The following is a 15,338-nucleotide window of genomic DNA, read 5'->3' as shown; positions in this document are numbered from 1 at the left end:
ACAGAAAACGGGCGGCGGGCCGTTTCCGGTCCGCCGCCCGCCGTCGTTAAGACGGTGACTTACTCAGTCGTCAGTTCACGTTCAGACCGGTGTCGTCGATGACGAAGGAGGTCTGCAGCGAGGAGTCCTCGGTGCCGGTGAACTTCAGGGTGATGGTCTGGCCGATGTAGCTGGCCAGGCTGAAGGAGTGCTGGGTGTAGCCGCTGTTGTGGTTGAGGTTGCTGTAGGTGGCCAGGGTGCCGAGCACGGTGCCGGAGGCGTTGAGGACCTGTACCGACAGCTTGTCGTAGGCGGTGGTGGTCGTGGTCTCCGCGGTGTCGATGTGCAGCCAGAAGGAGAAGTTCGCCGTCTTGCAGGTGGAGGCGATGCTGACCTTCTGCGACAGGGTGTCGGTGTGGGTGGTGCCGTAGCCGTCGAGCCAGGCGTCGTAGCTGCCGGAGTGGGCGGGCTCGGAGGTGGTGTCGCTGTTGATGACGCCGGAGGTGGCGGACCAGGGGGTGGCGCTGCCGGTCTCGAAGCCGGGGTTGCCGAGCAGCTGGGTCGCGGTGCAGCCGCCGCCGGAGGAGTTGACGGTCCAGGAGAACGTCGTGGAGCCCGAGGCGGTGCCCGAAGACGCCGTCACGGTGACGCTGGAGGTGCCGGTGCCGGTCGGGGTGCCGGTGATGGCGCCGGAGCTGCTGATCGACAGGCCGGCCGGGAGTCCGGTGGCGGAGTAGGTCAGCGACTTGCCGGCGGAGTCGGTCGCCGAGATCTGCAGGGTGCTGATCGCAGTGCCCTGCGTCGAGGTCTGGCTACCGGGGTTGGTCACCGAGACGGTCTCGGTGCCGCCCTGGGCGTTGACCGTCCAGGTGAAGGACGTCGAACCCGAGGCGGTGCCGGACGATGCGGTGACCGTCACGGTCGAGCTGCCGGTGCCGGTCGGGGTGCCGGTGATGGCGCCGGAGCTGCTGATCGACAGGCCGGCCGGGAGTCCGGTGGCGGAGTAGGTCAGCGACTTGCCGGCGGAGTCGGTCGCCGAGATCTGCAGGGTGCTGATCGCAGTGCCCTGTGTCGAGGTCTGGGTGCCGGGGTTGGTGACCGACACTGTCTCGGTGCTGCTGCCGGTCTGCAGGCCGGCGATGCCGTTGGGGGTGCCGATGCCGGTGGGGCCGTCGTAGCCGGTTTCGGCGGTGCACAGGTAGGCCGGGGTGCAGCTGCCGTCGTTGCCGGAGGTGACGTCGTAGAAGTTGCTGGTGTGCTGGTAGATGTCCTGCGCCGGGGTGGCGCCGGCGTTACCTGCCAGGGCGAACATCGCGGCGACCATGGGGGAGGAGGCCGAGGTGCCGCCGACTTCGTTCCAGCCGGTGTTGCCGTTGGAGGTGTCGTAGACGGCTACGCCGGTGGCCGGGTCGGCGTCGGCGGCGACGTCGTTGTCGATGCGGTTGGAGCAGCCGGACGGCAGGCTCAGCGCGGCCTGCCACGAGGGCTTCGCCTCGTAGGAGGAGCAGCCCGATCCGGTGCCTTCAGAGCCCGGGGTGGTGTTCCACACCGACTCGGTCCAGCCCCGCGAGTTCGAAGCGGTGGTCAGGTTCGTGCCGCCGACGGAGACGACGTTCGGCGAGGTCGCCGGGTACGAAGCCCCGTAGTCCGAGTCACCCGCGGACACGGTGGTCACGATGCCCGAGGCGTGCGTGAAGTACGAGGAGTCCTGCGAACTCTCGGTCGAGGACTCGGAGCCGCCCCACGAGTTCGATATGTAGCCGGCCAGGCTCGCGGCGGTGTTCTGCGCGACGTACAGGCCGTCGCTGGAGTCGTCGTTGGCTTCGACCAGCACGATCTTGCACAGCGGGCAGATCGCCGAGGCCATGTCCAGGTCCAGGGACTCCTCAAGGGTCCAGTCGTCGCCGGCCGGCGGGGCCGAGGGCAGCGGCGAGGTCTGGCCGTTCTGGTTCACCTTGGAGAAGGTGCCCGCGGGCAGACCCGCGGCCGAACGGTACGCGGCCAGGTCGGATGCGGCGTTGGCGTCGTCATAGGCGTCGACCAGCGCGATCGTGCGGCCCGAACCGTTCGAGGCCGACGTCGACGTCAGGTTGTACGCCGACTGCAACTGCGAGGGCCCGTATCCGACGCCGGACGGGATGGCGTTCGGGGAGACCGCATTCGACGAGACGCCGACCCCGTTCCGCTTCAGAGCGAAGCAGGACTGGTGGCCGACGACGATGACGGCGGAGCAGGCGTGCGTGGAGCCCTGGTTCGCCGTCGAGAGCGCGGGCTGCGAGGCGTGGGCGGAACCGGCGGCTTCCGCGGCGATCAGGTTTGCGGATGCCGAGGAGGTCGCGGCCGGGGCCGGGGAGGCGGTGGCCCCCGAGGCGCCGGCGACGGCCAGCGCGCTGCCCAGGGCAACGGCTGTTGCCAGGCGCGCGGTCGCGCGCAGGCGTGAACTGATTCTCACGGGGATGGTTTCCCTCTCGGTGTGGGGTGGCGGCACGCCTTGTCAGGCACGACGCCGTTCGGCAGGGGATGAGCCCGATCGATCTGGAGGGGAAATTAGCGCCACGGAGTTGGTCGGTCAACGGCCTCTCATATAAGTATGTAGATACAAGACCACTGGCTACCGCAGAAGAACTACGCGCCAGTAATAGCTTTCGGCCTGCGTACTTTTCCATCAGGTGAAGAATCGGGGGTTGGTGGAGACCGGACGCGCGCCGCGTCCGGTACCCGCAGTGCTACGCCGCGTAGTATCTCAGAGTTCATATATCCGCTGGCCCCGGACTCGTCAAGGCCGGGGACCGGGTCAAGGGTCGCCGCGGACCAAAGTGATGCGGCTGGTGTCGAAGACGCTGCGCGCGGTCGTCTTCGGCCCGATCACCACCGCCGCGAACAGCGCGCGCAGCACCGCAGCCTGCCGCGCCGCCGACAGCCGCTGCCATTCGTGCGCCGCGTCCGGCCCGGTGGCCACGCCGTCCAGCGCGCGGATGTCGCGCAGGTCCACTCGTCCGTGATCCCGACGGAAACCGTCGCGGCGGCCGGCCGGCGTCTCGGCCGGTCCGCGCCGCATGCTGATCGGACCGTCCGGGTCGATCGAGCCGTCCCGGTCGGTCAGCAGGCCCACCGCCGCTTCGCTGACGAAACGTTCCAAGGAGGCCGCGGCTATGTGGAGTTTGCAGGTCCGGGGCATCGGACTGTTCAGGGAGGCGCAGGCGTACATCCGGTAGTCGCCGACGATCGAGCCGACCATGTGGACGTTGCACTGGCCGCAGATGACGAGCCCGGTCAGCAGGTAATGCGCGCGTTTCCGGTGCCCGCTGTTGGCCGCGGCCCGCGCCGTCCGCTCCTTCTGCGCGCTGCGCCAGTCCTCGATGCTGACGCACGGCTCCCACGTCCCCGGACGCAGCCCGCCCTCCTCGCGGTCGACGCTGCCGCGGAAGACCCGCAGCCCGGCGTACCGCGGGGCCAGCAGAATCCGGTCGACGCCGGTCGTGGTCCAGGTGCTGCCGGTGGAGGTCGGCACGCCGCGGGCGTTCAGGCCCCAGGCGATGGCGCGCAGGCTCTCGCCGTCGAGGTACCGCGAGTAGATCTGCTGGACCACCCGCGCCTCGTCCGGGATCAGGGCCCGCATCCCCGTCTCGTAGCCGTAGGCGCGGCGGCCGCCGCCGTGCGGCTGCCCGGATTCCGCAGCCAGCCGGTGCGCCGCGCGGACGGAGTCTGACAGTGCGGCGGAGGTGTGGCGCAGTTGCCGCGCTTGCTCAAGTGCGGACTCGCGAATCTGAGGATTGCTCAAATCCACCGCATCGCCGAAACCGTGCAGAGCCACCGATTTCGCCTTCGCCAGGACCAGCAACTCGACCACGTCGGCCGGCCGGTGGCGGATCAGCGTCGACGGCCGGAACACCAGTACCGTGCGGGCCCGGCCCTCGCGGACCGCCGCGAGCAGCGCGGTCCAGCCCGGCCGGTCGGCGTCCGGCTGCCAGACGGCCCGCTGCCGGTCGGCGAACACCAGCTCCGGCCGCACGCTGATGCCGAGCGTGGCGGCCCGCGCGCGGCCCTGCCGCTCCTGGTCGTCGATCGGCGCCTGGTCGGCGTCGGCCCGGTGCGGGACACAGCAGTAGAGTGCGCCGCGCCCCGCCTGATCTTGTTGCCCGGCCATGTCAGGACACGACGGCGCTGGTGGTCACCTTCGTGGGCTGACCATCGGAGGACACGGCATTCTTCGGATCGCCCGAGGTGCCGATCGGGTGGGCGTATCCATTGACGCCTATGTGCACCCGCTGTCCGGTCGCCGGCGGTGCTTCGGCGACGTAGGCGATCAGCGGCGGACCCACGACGTGGCTGTCCTCCAGGGTGAGCTCGACGCGCCAGTCGGTGCCGCGGAACCGGGAGTCGACGATCCGCGCCTCGGTGGTACCCGCCCCGTCCGCACCGAGCCGGAGCTGTCCGGGGCGCAGCATGACCGTCTGCGATCCACCCCGGCTTTCGCAGCCGTCTTCCAAGGCCAGCGCGCCCAGCGCCGTCTCGGCCACCTCGCCGCGCACGACCGCCGGCAGCAGGTTGGCTTCGCCGAGCGTCCGCGCGATCTCGGCGTCGGCCGGCCGGTGGTAGAGCGCGTGGCCGCTGTCGGCCTGCACGATCCGTCCGGCGCGCAGTACCGCGATGAGGTCGGCGAACGACAGCGCCTCGTCGACGTCGTGCGTGACCAGGATCGCGGTGGCGCCGGCCGCGCGCAGAGTACTGGCGACCTGGGCCCGCACCTCGGTGCGCAGCGCGGCGTCCAGGGCGGCGAACGGCTCGTCCAGCAGCAGCAGCTCCGGACGCGGCGCGAGCGCCCGCGCCAGCGCGACGCGCTGCTGCTGGCCGCCGGACAGCTGGTGCGGATGCCGGTCTCCGAGCCCTGACAAGCCGACCAGGCCCAGCAGTTCCTCGACGCGTTCGCGGCGGCCGGAGCGAGGCAGGCCGAAGCCGATGTTGGCGGCGGCCGACAGGTGTGGGAACAGCGCGCCGTCCTGCGGCACGTACCCGATGCGCCGACGCTCGGCCGCGACCTGTGTGCGGTCGTCGTTCAGCACGCGTCCGCCGACCGCGACGGTCCCCGCGCTCGACCGGTGGAAGCCGGCGATCACCCGGAGCAGCGTGCTCTTGCCGCATCCGGAGGGGCCGAGGATGCAGGCCAGCGTGCCGTCCTCGACGGTGAGGTCCAGGCCGTCCAGGACCGCGGCGCCGCCGTGGCCCGCGCGCAGGCCCGTGATCGTGAGTCCGCTCATGTCAGGCTTCTTCCTTCGACGGACGTGCGGGTGGCGAGCGTGCGGCGGGTCAGCAGGACGACGGCCGGCACCGACAGGACGGTCATCATCGCCGCGTAGGGCGCGGCGGCGCCGTAAGCCAGGCCGGTGGTGTACGACCAGAACCGGGTCGCCAGCGTCTCGGTGCCGGTGGGGTGCAGCAGCAGCGTGGCGGTCAGCTCGGTGCTGGCGGTCAGCGCCACCATCGCGAACGACGCGGCCAGCCCCGGCGCGATCAGCGGGAGCGTGACCCGTCCCAGCACGACCAGGCGGCGCCGGCCCAGCGAGCGCGCGACGTCCTCCACTCCGTGCGGGACGTGCGCCAGCGAGGCGCGCACCGCGGTCAGCGCGAGCGGGAAGAACAGCACGACGTAGCCGGCGACCAGCATCGGAGGCTGCTGGTACCAGGGCTGCGCGTAGCGGATCGCGAAGAACACCACGGCCAGGGCCACTGCGATGCCTGGAAGAGCGCGCGTCAGATACGCCAGGCGCACGATCCCGAACGACACGTGCCCCGGGTGCCGCCAGGCGAGCAGCGCGACCGGCACCGCCGCCGCGGTCGCCACGGCCGCGGTGACCAGCGCGTAGCCGGTGGTGGTCGCGGTCGCGGTCCAGATCGAGGCGGACGGCAGCGTGCTGGAGTTGCCCTTGGCCAGCCAGTATCCGAGGGCGTACACCGGGACGCCGAGAGTGGTTCCGACCACGGCCGCCAGGGCCGCGACGGCCGGGATCCGCCCGGCGCCCAGCCGGATCGGGTCGGCGGGCCGAGCCGCCGCGCCCTCCCGCACCACGCGGCCCCGCCGCCGTCCGGCTCCGGCCTCGGCGCCGATCACCAGGACCGCCAACACGATCAGCACCAGCGCCAGCACCGACGCCGAGACCGTGTCGAAGCTGGTCTCGAACTGCGTGTAGATCGCGGTGGCGAAGGTGGTGTAGCGGACCATCGCGAACGCGCCGTACTCGCCGAGCAGGTACAGCGACACCAGCAGCGCACCGCCGGCCAGCGCGGGCCGGGTCTGCGGGAGCGTCACGCGCCACAGCACGCGGCACCGGCCGTGGCCCAGGCTGCGCGCCACTTCCTCGGTGGCGGCGTCGCTGCGGCGCAACGTCGCGGCCACCGGCAGGAACACCAGCGGGTACAACGAAGTGGTCATCACCAGCACCGCGCCCCAGAAGCCCTGGACCGACGGGAACAGCGAGACCCAGCAGTAGCCGTGCACGAATTCCGGGACCGCCAGCGGCATCGCCAGCAGGACCGTGAACCCGCGGCGGCAGGGGATGTCAGTGCGCTGCGTCAGGAAGGCGGCGCAGAAGCCGAGCACCAGGGTCGCGGCCGTGACCGTGACGGTGAGTTCCAGTGTGTGCCGCAGAAGCGTGGTGACCAGCGGACGGCCCAGCAGCCGGCGGACCGAGTCCCAGCCGGACTGCCCGGCCTGCATCACCACGAACACCAGCGGGCAGCAGACGACCAGCGCGACCGCGGCGGCGACCAGCGGAAGGACGAACGGAGCGCCGGAAGCCCGGCGACGCAGCGTCGCCGGGCCGAGCGTCTTCAACAAAGAGTTCTGGCTCACGAAAGGAGGCCGACACTCTGCAACAGGTCCAGCGCCTGCTTGCCGTCACCCAGATCGGTGGCCGGGACCACGGGACCCGCGGCCGACAACGGCTTGTTCAGCTTCGCGGCGGTCACGTCGGCCAGCAGCGGGTACTCGTAGCTCTGCGAGGTGGCGATGATCTGCTGGGCCGGCTGGGAAACCAAGTAGGCCAGGAACGCCTGAGCCGCGGCCTGGTGCTTGCTGGAGGACAGGATGCCGACGCCGGACACGTCGACCAGCGACCCCGGGTCCCCGGCGGCGAAGAAGGACAGCGCGCTGTGCACGGAGCCGGCACCGACCTCGTCGCGCATGCGGTACCAGTAATAGTGGTCCACGACGCCGCCGGCGACCTCGCCCTTGTTGATCGCCGCGATCAGGTCCTCGTTGGAGCCGTAGACCTTGCCGTTGGCCTTGAGGCCCTGCAGCCAGGTCCTGGTCGCGTCGGCGCCGACGGACTTGATCATGCGGGTCACGATCGGCGTGAAGTCGGTCTCGCTCGGCGCGATCCCGAGCTTGCCCTTCCACGCCGCGCCCGCCAGGTCCTTCACCGACGTCGGGAGCTGCGCGGTCTGGACCGATCCGGTGTTGTACGCGAACACCGCGCTGCGGGCCGAGACGCCGACCCAGTCCCCGGCGGCCGCGCTGTCGGCGGCCGGCACCGCGCTGAGCGTGCTCGCGTTCACCTTCGCCAGCAGGCCCTTCTCCTCCAGCGTGGTCAACGCCGGCGGGTTCTCGGCGAAGAAGACGTCCGCGGGGGAGGCCTTGCCCTCGGTGAGGACCTGGTTCGCGAGCTCGGCCTCGTCGCCGGAGCGCACGTTCACCGTGACCCCGGACTTGGCCTCGAAGTCCTTCACGAGCGCCTGCACGGTCTGCTCGTGCTGGCCGCTGTACAGGGTTATCGACTGCCCGGCCACCGAACCGCCGGCCGCGGAACCGCCGCCGGAGCCACCCGCCGCCGGCTTCGAGGAGCCGCTGCTGCACGCCGCCAGCACCACGCTGGTCAGCGCGGCCCCGAGGGCCACCCCCGCCGACTTCCGACCGGACCGTACGGCACGCGTGAGCACCGAGAACCTCCCTGTTGACGACGAACTGCCGGCTGATCGACCGACTGGCGCTCGTAGTTGAGCCTAGGCACACCTTACTTAGGATTGCCTAAGCGACGAAGAGGGGGGTAGCGGGTGCGGACTGGCGCCGGGGTGGCGCGCTGCGGCAGCGGTTCAGGCCGCGGACGACCGCCGTTCGGCGGAGGCCGGTGAGTCGATGCGTCGCACGATCTGCTGCGCGTCCTGGCCCAGGCGGCGCAGTCGTTCGGGGGAGAGGTTGTCGACCACCAGGTGGCGGACGAACGCGACGTGGGCCGGCGCCGCCTCCTCCATCTTGCGCATCCCCTCCGGGAGCAGGACGGCGTGGGTGAAGCGGCCGTCGCAGGGGTCTGGCTCGCGGCGGACGAAGCCTCGGTCCTCCAGCCGCCGGACCATGTGCGACAGGCGGGACAGGGACACGCTGGCGTCCTCGGCCAAGTCGCTCATCCGCATGGTCCACGCCGGGGTTTTGGCAAGCGTCGCCATGGTCATGTACTCGACCATGCTCAGCTCGGCGTCTCGTTGGAGCCGGCCGTCGATGGCCCACGGCAGCCTGGTTATCAACCGGACCACCGCGAGCCATGCGGACAGCTCTCCGGCGTCGAGCCAGAGCCCCTCGTGGAGGTCCGAGCTCACTGGCGGTAGCTTCCGTGCCGGAACTCCTCGACCAGGCTCGGACGCGTCGGGCGCCAGCCGAGCTCCCGCTGCGCCTTCTCCGCGGTGGTCGACTGGTCGAGCAGCAGGACTTCGGCGAAGTACTCGCCGAAGCGCGACTGCGCCTCCTCGACCGATCCCGGGACCGCGCCCGGCGCGCCGACGGCGGCCGCGACGGCCTCGGTGAGCTCGGCGACCGTCGGGTTGCTGCCGTCGCCGATGACGTAGTAGCCGCGCGCGTCGTCGTTCTCCAGCGCCAGGCGGAAGGCCGTGGCGAGGTCGGCGGCGTGCACCGTCGACCAGTGCTGGCGGCCGTCGCCGAGCATGATCAGCTTGCCGGACTCGTCCCGCGGCGAGCCGAGCAGCGCGCCCGGGATGCCACCGCCGCCGTCGCCGTACGCGACGCTGGACACCAGGACCGTCGTGCGCGGGCCGTCGGCGGCCAGGATCCGCTGCTCGATCGGCTCCTTCCAGGCCACCATGGCCGGCGCCCGGAACGGGGAGTCCTCGGTGATCGCGGTGTTGTCGCCGTAGACCCACAGGCCGCTGATCTGGACGTAGGGCTTGCCGGTGCCGGCGTAGGCCTCGATCACGGCGTCCACGACCGCGGTGTCCACGTCGGCGCTGGTGGCGTCGCCGGGGCTGGCGGTGTGCACGGCGCCGTCGGTGTCGGCGAGCAGCCGCGCGACCCGGGCCCGGTCGCCGAGGTCGACGACGACCGGGGTGGCGCCGTTGGCCTCGGCGGTCTTCGCGCCGGCTTCGTCGCGGACGAGGGCGACGACCTCGTGGCCGTGCTCGCGGAGCTCGGTCAGGACGTGCGAGCCGATGAACCCGGTGGCGCCGGTGAGTGCGACTTTCATGGTCTTCACCCTTCTGCGGTTTGGTGCGGTTTCGACGTGCTCCTTCAAGTGCGACTCTAGGTCTTATGACTTGAAGCGTCAAGTGGAAGGGGGGAAGGCCGGTGCTGTAGTGCACCTCCTTTTCCGTTATGACTTGAACAATCAATCAGCGTCGGGGAAGACGAGCTCGGCGTTCACGCCGTCGGCGAGCAGGAAGTAGCCGAGGAACGTCACCCCGTCCTGCTCCGCGTCGAAGCGTGCGATCCGCACGCCCTCGGGCTCGTGGAACACGTCCCCGGGCCCGAGCACGACGGCGGGCTCGCCCTCGATCTGGTACACGGCCGAGCCGGTCTCGATGCTGCCGAAGACCGGGCCGTTGTGGACGTGCAGCCCGGCGGCGTAGCCCGGGGCGATGGTGATCCGGCGGATCTCGACGCGGTGCGTGGCAAGGGGTTCGGGCAGCTTCTGGTCCATGACGATGACTCGGCTCATCGGCGGCTCGGGTTCGGCGGAGCCGGCTTCGGCGCCCGCCGTATCCGTATGCCCGGCCCCGGCCCCGTATTCAGCGTCCGTCACGGCGTCGCCGAACTCCGCGGTGCTCCCGTCCTCCGGCAGCTCCTCGATGGCCAGATGGGTCATCGCGCCGTCGGGCGTCGCGCCGTGCCAATGCCACTCGCCGGCCTCGATCCGCACGCTGTCGCCGGTGTGGACGGTCTCGACGGCACCGCCGCGGCGCTGCACGAGCGCCGTGCCGTCCGTGACGACGAGGACCTGGCCCAGCGGATGGCGATGCCAGCGGGTGCGGGCGCCGGGCTCGAAGCGCACGCTGTCGACCTGCGTGCGGGAGGGGCCGGCCGGTGCGGCGAGTTCGTCGATCAGGGCGCCGCCGGTGATCCACTCGGACAGGGCGGGCACGCCGATGCGGGGAGTGCGGGAGATCTGCATGATCGGTCTTCCTTCGGTGGTCAGAGGACGGAAGGGGCGCCGAGCAGCGCGAGAACGCCCTCGATCGCCTGCTGGAAGGCCTGCGGGTCGTTCGCGGCGCGCGCGAGGACGTATCCGCCCTGGAGGGTGGCGACGATCGCGGCCGCCGTGGTCACCGGATCGAGCGTCGGGCTCAGTCCGCCGTCGGCGACGCCTTCCGCCACCAGGGCCGCCAGGCGCTCGCGCAGCCAGCCCAGCGTCTCGGCGACCGGCGCGACCAGCATCGGCGTGGACATCACATCCGGGTCCTGAGTCAGTCGGCCGATCGGGCAGCCCTTCATGACGTCGCGCTCGCGACGGAGGTAGGCGGCGATGCGTTCCAGCGCCGTACCGGGGCCGGACAGCACGGCGTCCACGCTCGCGCGCATCTCCTCGGCGGTGCGGTCGATGGCGACGCGTGCCAGCTCCTCCTTGCCGGAGAAGTGGTGGTACATGCTGCCCTGGCCGGCGTCGGCCAGCTGCTGGATGGTCTTCGGACTGGTCGCGACGTAGCCGCGTTCCCACAGCAGCGTGCGGGTGCTCTCGATGAGCCGCTCTCTCGTACTCACGGAGCCAGTGTACATACCAGTAGGTACAGAAGGGTAGGCGCGGAAGGCCGACGGCTCTGGACCGGGTTCGGCCCAGAGCGTTGTCGAGTCGTCGAGTTGTTGAAAGGCGGCGACTACTCGCCGCGCAGTGCCTCCATGACCGGCACGAAGGCCTCCATCCACGGCTCCAGCACGGTGAGATACGAGAAGCCGAAGCGCTCCCGCTGCGCCCGAAGCTGCTCGACCATCTGCTGGGTGGTGCCGATGAGCAGGATCGGCAGATCGAGCGCCTGGTCCTCGGTGAGGTGCGGGATGTTGCCCAGATGCGGCCGGACCGCGGCGCGGCGGTCGTCCGTGGGCATGACCATGTGAATCATGAGGTTGAGCTCGGCCGGCTCCGGACGCTCAGCGGCGAACTTCCGGTACGCGGCAACGCGTTCCTCCAGCTGTTCCGCCGTGAGAGCACGGGGAATCCCACTCGGATCGGCCGGATTCGCGCCCGCACCGGTGAACGCGACGATCTCGGCGTGCCGCGCGGCCAGCTCCAGCACCCGGTCGCCGTTGCCGCCGATCAGCAGCGGCGGGCGGGGCGTCTGCACCGGATGCGGTGCGAAGTCCTCGGCGACGGCGAGCCGATCGAGCTCCTCGATCGTGGCCCGCAGATGTGCGACGCGCTCACCGGGGGTGCCGAACGGCAGATTCGCCTTGTCGTGCTCGGCTTTCACGTAGCCGGCGCCGAGTCCGAGTTCGAGGCGGCCGCCGGTGAGCTGATCGGTGGTGGCGACCTCGCGGGCCAGCAGCGTCGGGTTGAAGAACCCGGCGTTGAGCGTGAAGGTCCCCAACCGCGGCCGCTCGGTGGCCTCGGCGGCGGCGACGAGCGCGGGAAACGGCGCCGGCATGCCCAGGTGATCAGCCACGGTGATCACGTCGAAGCCGAGCGCTTCAGCCTTGCGGCACTTCTCCCGCCACCGGTCGCGCGCGGCCGGGGTGATCATGTTGACGCCGAATCGGAAAGGACGAACCATGTGCGACACCTCGTGAGTGTTCGGGGGTTGTTCGGGCGCCGGGGGTGTTGGCGCCCCGTAGTGGATCATAGTCCTGAGATGCGGGCCGGGTCCGTGGCCGATCCTCAAGTCGGCCGCGCGGCTTGAGCCACCCGATACAGAGCCCTGATATAGGAGTTACCTTGTCATCTCGCGATCCGAGACAAGGTCACTGAGGTTTCGAGCGCAGCGACCGGTAGTCTGGCTACATGACGAGTGATTTGTCCACAATGCAAGACACCGAAGCATCACAGGAGGACGCGCGCGGCCGCCTCCTGGAGCTCCGCGCCAGCATCGACAACCTCGACTCGGCCGTCGTGCACCTGCTCGCGGAGCGCTTCAAGTGCACCCAGCAGGTCGGGCGGCTGAAGGCCCAGTACGGCATGCCCGCGGTCGACCCCGACCGCGAGGCCGTGCAGATCAAGCGGCTGCGGTCGCTGGCCGAGGAGGCCCGGCTGGACCCGGAGTTCGCGGAGAAGTTCCTGAACTTCATCATCGACGAGGTGGTCCGCAACCACCGCAACCACGCCGCGGCGCAGTAGGCGCGCGGGATAACGCAGGCGCGGGCCGTCCGCCGCCGGGTGTTTTCGGTGGACGGCTGCGCTGTTTTTTCGGTCACGGCGCTGAGCAGGTGGCGCAGCGCAACCGCTGTGCCGCCCCGCGGCGCCCCGCCGCCGTCACCCCGCCCTCACCCCGACGTGGCGTCCAGATGCAGCCGCGTCGTGATCCGGTACCGGTCGCCGCGATACACCGAGTGCGCGAACTCCACGACCCGGCCGGTGGTGTCCTTCGTCGTGCGCTCGACCTGGAGCAGCGGCGCGTAGACCTCGATGTCGAGCAGTTCGGCCTGCTCCGGGTTGGCGACCGTCGGCTCCATCGTCTGCACGGCGTCGGAGACCGTGATCCCGTGCCGGTCGCGGAGCAGGTGGTAGAAGTTGCCTGATTCGACGTCGTCCGGTTTCAGGTTCGGGACCAGTGCCGCCGGGACGTCCAGGCGCTCGATCGCGATCGGTTCGCCCTCGACCAGCCGGACCCGCACGATGCGCAGGATCGGCGCGTCGGCGGCGATGCCGAAGCGGGTGGCGCGCGAGGGGCCGGCCGGCGAGGTTCGGAACGTCACCACGTGGCTGGTCCAGGTGCCCTCCGCCGACGGTGCGGCCAGTGCCGCGGCGCCGTCCGCGCTGTCGCCGGTCAGTGCCTGGTCGATCTTGCGCGGGCTGGTGAAGGTACCGCGGCCCTGGTGGCGGACCAGGTAGCCGGAGCGCGCCAGGTCCTGCAGCGCCGCGCGGACCGTGGGGCGGGACACCCCGAGCGCCTCGGCCAGGTCGCGTTCGGAGTCCAGGCTGGTGCCCGGCGCCGCGGTGTCGATCAGCTGCAGCAGGTGGTCGCGCACGCGGTCGCGCTTGGCGGTGGCCACTTTGCGGGCCGGGCGGGTCTCGCTGCCTGTCACATCGGACGATTCTGCCAGGTGGCCCGGCGGGCGTCTCGGCCCGCCGCCGCGGCGGGGCGTCGGCGGGGGAGTCGGGGGAACGGGAGGCGCGGGAGGTACGGAAGTCATCGGAGCAATCGGAGCAATCGGTAGGGCGGCGCGGCCCGGGCTCAGGTCGGGCCGCGCCGCCGGTCGGGAGGGACCAGGCCGGTGGCCCGGCCTGGTCCCGGGACACCGGTTCGGTGCCGCGGATCAGCTGTCGCCGGCCGCGGGTCAGCTGTTCGGGACGCTGTCCGTGAAGTGCGTGCCGCCCTGGTAGTAGCCGTTGACCGCGCTCTGCACATCGGTCGGGGACTGCGCGACGCCCTTGGCGTAGTAGACCCAGTTCACCTTCTCGTTCCAGGTCCGGGCGCCGGTGAAGGGCAGGTCGATGAACCACTCGTTGAAGTCGATGGTCATCGCCTCGCGCGGGTAGTACTTGCCGGTGCTGGAGAACACCTGCTTGCCGTCGATGTAGTACGTGACGGTGCCGCCGTAGACGGTGGCCACCAGCGTGTGCCAGCCCTGCAGGCTGCCGATGGTGTCGTTCGTGACCCGGTCCATGGCGTCGGCGCTGTACCAGGAGGTCGTGTACATCGAGTTCGCCGGGCCGCCCCAGCCGCCGTTGGGCAGGTACTCGAAGTCGTCCTCGCTGTAGAGCGAGTTGTCGGGGGTGATCGTGTAGAACGTCTCGTTCACGTGGTCGCCGTTGGCGCCGGTGGTCGGGGCGTCGTTGAAGTAGACGCGCGCGGCGTAGGTGCCCTCGAAGAACTTCTGGTGCGTGGTGTCGATCTCGGCCTGCTTGGTACCGGAGGTGGTGCCGTCGGTGGAGGCCGTCAGGTCCATGACGTGCCCGCCCTGGGCGGTGCTGTCGGCGGGGAAGCTGAACGTGTCCGCGGTCCAGGAGTTCTGCACGCCGGGCCCGCCGGCGCCGGTGCGGATCGCCCAGCCGTGCGCGCCCAGGTTCGGGTCCGACGGGCCGCTGTAGGAGAAGTCGTCGAACAGCACGCCGGACGGTGTCCCGCCACCGCCGCCGGAGCTCGGCGAGCTCGACGGGCTGGTGCTGGGGGAGCTGGACGGGCTGGTCGGCGGCGGGTTCCCGCCGGGCGCGGTGCCGGAGACGACCGTTCCGTTGACCGCCAGCGTGATCGTGTTCGTCGGACCGTACGAGGTCTGCGAGGCGTTGAACGAGTAGTCGTCGGCCTGGTCCACCGGCGCCCAGCCGGCGGCGTTCATCCGCAGCTGCAGGTCGCCGGTCGAGGCGCCGGGCGCCAGCGAGCCGCCGGTGAACCCGACCTCCAGGTAGTGGTCGGCGGTGGCGGTCGGCGAGGCCAGCGTGCCGATGGTGCCGGTGACGTTCCCGCAGCCGATCTGTGCCCACTCGCAGGAGAACTGGTACGACGGCGAGGAGTCGACGGTGAAGTAGTAGCGGATCTTCACCGTCGACAGGTCGAGCGGCCCGCCGCCGGTGTTGGTGACGGTGAACCAGGGCTCGACCATGTCCGAGCCGGCGGAGCCGACGTGGTAGGCCAGCGCGGCCGGCGCGCCGGCCGCGTTCGCGGTCGTGGAGAACGCGGCCGCGGTGAGGCCGAAGGCGCCGGCGACACCGGCGGCGGCCAGCGCCGCGATCGAGCGGCGAGGGGCGGGATTGTGGCGCATCTGAGAAGAACTCCTTGTGGGGTCGGTGGCTGCCGAGGCGGTTCCCCGTGTTCACCTTGGACAGGACCATAGGTAACTTCCTGGAGCTGCTGGCGTTCAGGATGCGACCGAGCCACTGGTCTGTCAAGACCTCGTTCCGCTGTGCCCGATATGGCCATTTCTTGTGGTCACAGACGACCTTCGGTCAGTTGCTCCACCCGCTGGACCGCGTCACGACCGAACCGTTGACATT

13 protein-coding genes are annotated in these 15,338 nt (G+C 70.8%); 1 reads left to right on the top strand and 12 read right to left on the bottom strand.

The features are described 5' to 3' along the window. Positions 1–70: 70 nt before the first annotated feature. From ABH920_RS08355 to ABH920_RS08310, 10 genes are all read right to left on the bottom strand, one after another. Complete coding sequence (locus ABH920_RS08355; protein ID WP_370348294.1) at positions 71–2,431, bottom strand: putative Ig domain-containing protein; 2,361 nt, start codon at positions 2,429–2,431, stop codon at positions 71–73. Positions 2,432–2,773: 342 nt separating this feature from the next. Beyond that, complete coding sequence (locus ABH920_RS08350; protein ID WP_370348293.1) at positions 2,774–4,126, bottom strand: recombinase family protein; 1,353 nt, start codon at positions 4,124–4,126, stop codon at positions 2,774–2,776. Position 4,127: 1 nt separating this feature from the next. After that, positions 4,128–5,237, bottom strand: a complete 1,110-nt coding sequence (locus tag ABH920_RS08345; protein ID WP_370348292.1) for an ABC transporter ATP-binding protein — start codon at positions 5,235–5,237, stop codon at positions 4,128–4,130. Continuing rightward, a complete protein-coding gene (locus ABH920_RS08340) occupies positions 5,234–6,829 on the bottom strand; it encodes an ABC transporter permease (protein ID WP_370348291.1) in 1,596 nt (531 codons plus the stop codon). Before ABH920_RS08340 ends, ABH920_RS08345 begins: the two co-directional genes overlap by 4 nt. Next, positions 6,826–7,914: an extracellular solute-binding protein gene (locus ABH920_RS08335; protein WP_370348290.1), complete on the bottom strand. Its 1,089-nt coding sequence runs from the start codon at positions 7,912–7,914 to the stop codon at positions 6,826–6,828. Before ABH920_RS08335 ends, ABH920_RS08340 begins: the two co-directional genes overlap by 4 nt. A 153-nt stretch (positions 7,915–8,067) precedes the next feature. Beyond that, complete coding sequence (locus ABH920_RS08330) at positions 8,068–8,568, bottom strand: MarR family winged helix-turn-helix transcriptional regulator (RefSeq protein WP_370348289.1); 501 nt, start codon at positions 8,566–8,568, stop codon at positions 8,068–8,070. After that, entirely contained in the window at positions 8,565–9,446 is an 882-nt protein-coding gene (locus ABH920_RS08325; RefSeq protein ID WP_370348288.1) for an NAD-dependent epimerase/dehydratase family protein, read from the bottom strand. The genes ABH920_RS08330 and ABH920_RS08325 overlap by 4 nt, the downstream gene beginning before the upstream one ends. A gap of 141 nt (positions 9,447–9,587) precedes the next feature. Further along, a complete protein-coding gene (locus tag ABH920_RS08320) occupies positions 9,588–10,370 on the bottom strand; it encodes a cupin domain-containing protein (RefSeq protein WP_370348287.1) in 783 nt (260 codons plus the stop codon). Positions 10,371–10,390: 20 nt separating this feature from the next. Further along, on the bottom strand, positions 10,391–10,957 hold the full coding sequence (locus ABH920_RS08315) for a TetR/AcrR family transcriptional regulator (protein WP_370348286.1): 567 nt from the start codon (positions 10,955–10,957) through the stop codon (positions 10,391–10,393). Positions 10,958–11,070: 113 nt separating this feature from the next. Next, the gene (locus ABH920_RS08310; RefSeq protein ID WP_370348285.1) at positions 11,071–11,961 is read right to left on the bottom strand and encodes an LLM class F420-dependent oxidoreductase; all 891 of its coding nucleotides are present in this window, start codon (positions 11,959–11,961) and stop codon (positions 11,071–11,073) included. A gap of 227 nt (positions 11,962–12,188) precedes the next feature. On the opposite strand from ABH920_RS08310, the gene ABH920_RS08305 reads away from it, so the two are divergent. Further along, the gene (locus tag ABH920_RS08305) at positions 12,189–12,521 is read left to right on the top strand and encodes a chorismate mutase (RefSeq protein ID WP_370348284.1); all 333 of its coding nucleotides are present in this window, start codon (positions 12,189–12,191) and stop codon (positions 12,519–12,521) included. Positions 12,522–12,667: 146 nt separating this feature from the next. On the opposite strand, the gene ABH920_RS08300 is transcribed toward ABH920_RS08305, so the two are convergent. After that, positions 12,668–13,429: a GntR family transcriptional regulator gene (locus ABH920_RS08300; protein ID WP_370348283.1), complete on the bottom strand. Its 762-nt coding sequence runs from the start codon at positions 13,427–13,429 to the stop codon at positions 12,668–12,670. 252 nt (positions 13,430–13,681) lie between these two features. After that, the gene (locus tag ABH920_RS08295; protein WP_370348282.1) at positions 13,682–15,106 is read right to left on the bottom strand and encodes a cellulose binding domain-containing protein; all 1,425 of its coding nucleotides are present in this window, start codon (positions 15,104–15,106) and stop codon (positions 13,682–13,684) included. Between the last annotated feature and the right edge of the window lie 232 nt (positions 15,107–15,338).

This window comes from Catenulispora sp. EB89 (genome assembly GCF_041261445.1).
Taxonomy (GTDB): Bacteria; Actinomycetota; Actinomycetes; order Streptomycetales; family Catenulisporaceae; genus Catenulispora.
Note: the sequence above shows the minus strand (reverse complement) of the source record. Positions and strands in the feature narration are given on the sequence as shown.

Excerpts from the sequence above, each read along its gene's own strand:
- ABH920_RS08350 (WP_370348293.1), bottom strand. The coding sequence starts at position 4,126 with ATGGCCGGGCAACAAGATCAGGCGGGGCGCGGCGCACTCTACTGCTGT.
- ABH920_RS08345 (WP_370348292.1), bottom strand. The coding sequence starts at position 5,237 with ATGAGCGGACTCACGATCACGGGCCTGCGCGCGGGCCACGGCGGCGCC.
- ABH920_RS08325 (WP_370348288.1), bottom strand. The coding sequence starts at position 9,446 with ATGAAAGTCGCACTCACCGGCGCCACCGGGTTCATCGGCTCGCACGTC.
- ABH920_RS08320 (WP_370348287.1), bottom strand. The coding sequence starts at position 10,370 with ATGCAGATCTCCCGCACTCCCCGCATCGGCGTGCCCGCCCTGTCCGAG.
- ABH920_RS08310 (WP_370348285.1), bottom strand. The coding sequence starts at position 11,961 with ATGGTTCGTCCTTTCCGATTCGGCGTCAACATGATCACCCCGGCCGCG.
- ABH920_RS08305 (WP_370348284.1), top strand. The coding sequence starts at position 12,189 with ATGACGAGTGATTTGTCCACAATGCAAGACACCGAAGCATCACAGGAG.
- ABH920_RS08295 (WP_370348282.1), bottom strand. The coding sequence starts at position 15,106 with ATGCGCCACAATCCCGCCCCTCGCCGCTCGATCGCGGCGCTGGCCGCC.